The sequence below is a fragment of the uncultured Adlercreutzia sp. genome (assembly GCA_910585575.1).
Lineage (GTDB): Bacteria > Actinomycetota > Coriobacteriia > Coriobacteriales > Eggerthellaceae > Adlercreutzia.
Map to the genome: position 1 here is coordinate 1 of CAJUFS010000118.1, position 4,165 is coordinate 4,165.

3 protein-coding genes are annotated in these 4,165 nt (G+C 65.2%); all 3 read left to right on the forward strand.

All coding sequences use genetic code 11. The features are described 5' to 3' along the window. A partial coding sequence (locus tag QZ307_RS10815) for an FAD-binding protein (protein ID WP_295999718.1) occupies positions 1-232 on the forward strand: 232 nt, incomplete at its 5' end. A gap of 251 nt (positions 233-483) precedes the next feature. Beyond that, complete coding sequence (locus QZ307_RS10820) at positions 484-1,167, forward strand: ABC transporter ATP-binding protein (protein ID WP_295999719.1); 684 nt, start codon at positions 484-486, stop codon at positions 1,165-1,167. Beyond that, positions 1,164-4,165, forward strand: a 3,002-nt coding sequence (locus tag QZ307_RS10825; RefSeq protein ID WP_295999720.1) for an ABC transporter permease, incomplete at its 3' end; no start/stop codon positions are given. The genes QZ307_RS10820 and QZ307_RS10825, both read left to right, overlap by 4 nt.

The following is a 4,165-nucleotide window of genomic DNA, read 5'->3' on the forward strand; positions in this document are numbered from 1 at the left end:
CGCTGCCGAGATGGGTTCCTCGTGGATGACTACCGTGGGTGGTCTGGAGATCGACGCGTCGCTGCATGTGCTCGACGTGAACCGCCAGCCCATCCCCGGCCTCTATGCCGGCGGCAACCCGGCCGGTTGCTTCTATGGCAACATCTACGCGCCTCAGGTGCCTATGAGCCTGTCGGGCCACTCCACGACGCTTTCCTACGTCGCGGCGCGTAACTGCGTCGACGGCATCTAATCGCGTCTACTGAGAGCTCGCGTTTCCCTCCCCGCGTGGGCTCGCTTTTTTCAGCGCCCCGGCCTTTAAATGGGTCGGGGCGTTTTGCTTGAGGAGAGGGGCGTATCTGCCAAGATGGATGTTGGACGAGAGGAAGTAGCTCTTTTCCGTTCTCTGCATTACGCTATCGTAATGAGCGCGTTAGAGGCGGGACATTTCGCATCCGCATACTTGATCCGTAGATTGGACGTATTGGGAGAAAGGCTTGGGGCATGGACATTCTGACCGTCAGCCATTTGACGAAAATCTACGGAGAGGGCGAGGCGGCCACCCGCGCGCTCGACGACGTTTCCTTCAGCGTGCAGGAGGGCGAGTTCGTGGCCATCGTGGGCTCCTCGGGCTCGGGCAAGTCGACGCTTTTGCACCTCATCGGCGGCGTGGACCGTCCCACGGCGGGCCATGTGCTGGTGAACGGGTCCGACGTGTACGCGCGCTCCGACGAGGAGCTGGCGGTGTTCCGCCGCCGCGAGGTGGGGCTCGTGTACCAGTTCTACAACCTGGTACCGGTGCTCAACGTAGTGGAGAACATGACGCTGCCCGTGGCCCTGGATGGGCGCGCGGTGAACCACGACAGGCTTGCCGGTCTGCTCGACAAGCTGGGCTTGCGCGGCCGTGAGGGACACCTGCCCAGCCAGCTCTCCGGCGGTCAGCAGCAGCGCGTTGCCATCGGGCGCGCCCTCATGAACGCGCCGGCGGTGGTGCTTGCCGACGAGCCCACGGGCAACCTGGACACCCGCAACTCCGCCGAGATCATGCAGCTGCTGCGCGATTCCAACCGCGAGTTCGGCCAGACCATGATCGTCATCACCCACGATGAGGAAATCGCCCTGGCCGCCGATCGCATTATCGCCGTGGAGGACGGCCGCATCGTGCGCGACGAGAGGATCCGCCGATGAACGCCATGACGAACTTCACGCTGCACTCGCTTAAGGTGAACCGCGTGCGCACGGCGGTCACCATCGCTGGCGTAGCTTTGGCTGCTGCGCTGCTGACGGCGGCGCTCACTACCTACTTCTCCTTCACCGACTACTTGTACCGCTCCGAGGCGGCCAACGCGGGCACGTGGATGGCCTATGCGGAAGTGGGCGACATGGCGGCGTCCGAGGGCGATATCGCCCGGGCTAAGGGCGATCCGCGCGTCACCGGCCTGGCCACGCTCGAAGACGCGGGCTTTGCCGAGCTTACCGAGGCCCAACAGGAGAAGCTGGGCATCTGCATGCCCATTCTGTCGGTGTCGGGCAATGTGGAGGACATTGCCGCCATCCACCCGAGCGAGGGGCGCATGCCCGTGAACCCGGGCGAGATCATGCTGTTCGCCACATGGAAGGACTACGGCGGCGTGTCGTTGGGCGACACCCTCACGCTTTCCGTGGGCGACCGCGAGGCGGTGCTCGCGCCGGGCGAGAAGAGCGCGGAGTCCGACGGCTCCATGGAGGCGGCCTACGGGACGGCCTACAACGTGGATCCCACTACCGTTGAGATCGTCGACGGCACACGGCTCAACTCTTCCATTGGCTACCTGGAGGCGACCCAGGACGGTGGCATTTTCAACGAGCATCTGGTGAACAAGCGCGAGCGCACGTACACCGTGGTCGGCTTTTACAACCGTCTGGGTTACACGCTATCCACTGGGGTAGGTACGGCCGGCGTGACCGTGAATGAGCCGGAAACCGACGGCTTCGGCGAGGTATTCCTCACCATGGCTGGTATGGAGAACTCCGACCAGGTGCTGGCCTGCGCCGAGGAGCTGTTCCCTAACGACCACGTGGTGCTTCACTCGGCCATGCTGCGTTACATGGGCGTGACCAGCGATTCCTCTATTTGGAGCACCTTCTTCGGCATTGTGGCCGTACTGGCCATGGTTATCGCCGGCGCCTGCGTGTCGCTTATCTTCAACGCCTTCAACATCTCGGTGGCCGAGCGCATCAGCCAGTTCGGGCTCTTGTCCTCGGTGGGCGCGTCGCGTCGACAGCTGCGTCGAGCTGTGGTGCTCGAGGGTTGCGTGGTGGCGCTCATTGGCATTCCGCTGGGGCTTGTGGTGGGCCTGGCCGGCTGCGCGGTCACCTTTGCGCTGCTGGGACCGGCCATTTCCAACTTGGCGGGCAATGCAGCGGTGGAATTCTATGTGGCGCCCAACGTAACGGCCCTCGTGGCTGCGGCGGCGCTCACCCTGGTCACGGTGCTCGTATCCGTGTGGATTCCCGCCAAGCGCGCCAGCCGCGTGAACGTTATCGACGCCCTGCGCAACGCCGGTGCCCAGCGAGTGTCCAAGAAGGGGGCCAAGGCCGCGGCGAAGGCGGCGCGCACCGGCGCGCTGTGGAAGGTCGGCGGCGTGACGGACCGCCTGTTCGGCGTGGGCGGAAAGCTCGCCCGCATCAATCGCAAGCGCGGCACGGCCAAAGGGCGCGCAGCCTCAGTGTCGCTGGCCCTGGCCATCGTGCTGCTCATGACGGCCGGCTCCCTCAACGTGTTCCTCGGCTCGCTCGTAGGCGTGGCATCCGGCGGCGAGGCCCCCGGCGAGGTGTCGGTAACCGCCGAGTTCTCAACTGAGCGAGACAGCCAACCGTCTGACTTGTCTCATTCGGAAGGAGACAGCCAGTCGTCTGGTTCGGAAGATGGGGGCTCGGGCGAATCGACGGACCCGGCCGGTGAAAAAGGAGACAGATCAGACGGTCGATTGTCTCATTCTGCCGCATCGGTGCTGGAGGGTCTGAACGCGCGCTTTGCCTCCGAGGCGGCGGAATTTGCGAAGGCCTACGACTACCTGGCTGAAAGCAACGGGGCCCAGGGGATTGGCTGGCTGCTGCGCAGCGACGCGGCCATGTCCCTCCCCGAATCCATGGTGGGCGAGGCCTTCCGTGTCGAGGGCGGCATCGACGGCGGCAAGGTGGCCGACGGGCGCTTTGGCACGGTGGGAACCATTCTCTACCTGGACAACGACGCCTTCGACTCTTACGCCCAGAGTCTCGGCCTGAATCCGGCCGACTTTCGTGACGGGGAACACCCCCGCGCCATCGCCCTGGCTCAGGGCTACGGCAACAACGGCGATGTGTACCAGCTGCTCGATATTCTGCGCGAGCCGGGCACGGTGGAGGTGCTGGCGGCTGCGGCCTACGAGGGCCGTCCAGCCCACGTGGGAGTGTCCTACTACGCGGAGGACGACACGGGACCGCACTACGTGTTCTTGCCCTATGTGTTTGGCGAGGACGGCGGAGCCGTGGTAGACGAGCAGCTCACTCTCGACGACGTGGAACTGGCCACGGTGCCGGTGGAGGTGGCGGCCGTCACCGACGAGGTGCCCGCGCTGCTGGGCGGTCCCGGCTCCGGCGTCATGCTCATCGTGCCCGAATCCCTGGCGGCCACCCAAAGCCTCGGCGGCGAGGCCCCCCTCTTCACGAGCTACTTCGACGCGGCGGACGGCGATCACGAGGCCCTGGCCGAGGAGCTGGCCACCCGCGGCGGGGAGTTCTTCCACGACGGCCCCTACGAGATGGCCTTCTACTCCTACAACGACCTGGTAGCGCAAAGGGACGCCACGCAGCAGCTGGCCATGGTGGTAAACGTGTTCTGCCTGCTGTTCACCGTCATCCTGGCGCTCATCGCCATGGCGAACGTGTTCAACACGGTGACGAACAGCCTTATCCTGCGCCGCCGCGAGTTCGCGGTCATGAAGTCGGTGGGACTTTCGAACCGCCAGTTCCGTCGCATGATCATGGACGAGTGCGCCAGCTTCGGCGTGGCGGGCCTCGTGCCCGGGCCGCTGGTGTCGCTTGCAGTGTCGTGGCTGCTGTACTCGGCGGTGACCCAATCCATGAGCGGGCTGCCCTTCCAGCTGCCCTGGACCTACGTGGGGCTGGCGCTTATCATGACGGCCGCCGCCATGGGCATCTCGGT

Excerpts from the sequence above, each read along its gene's own strand:
- QZ307_RS10820 (WP_295999719.1), top strand. The coding sequence starts at position 484 with ATGGACATTCTGACCGTCAGCCATTTGACGAAAATCTACGGAGAGGGC.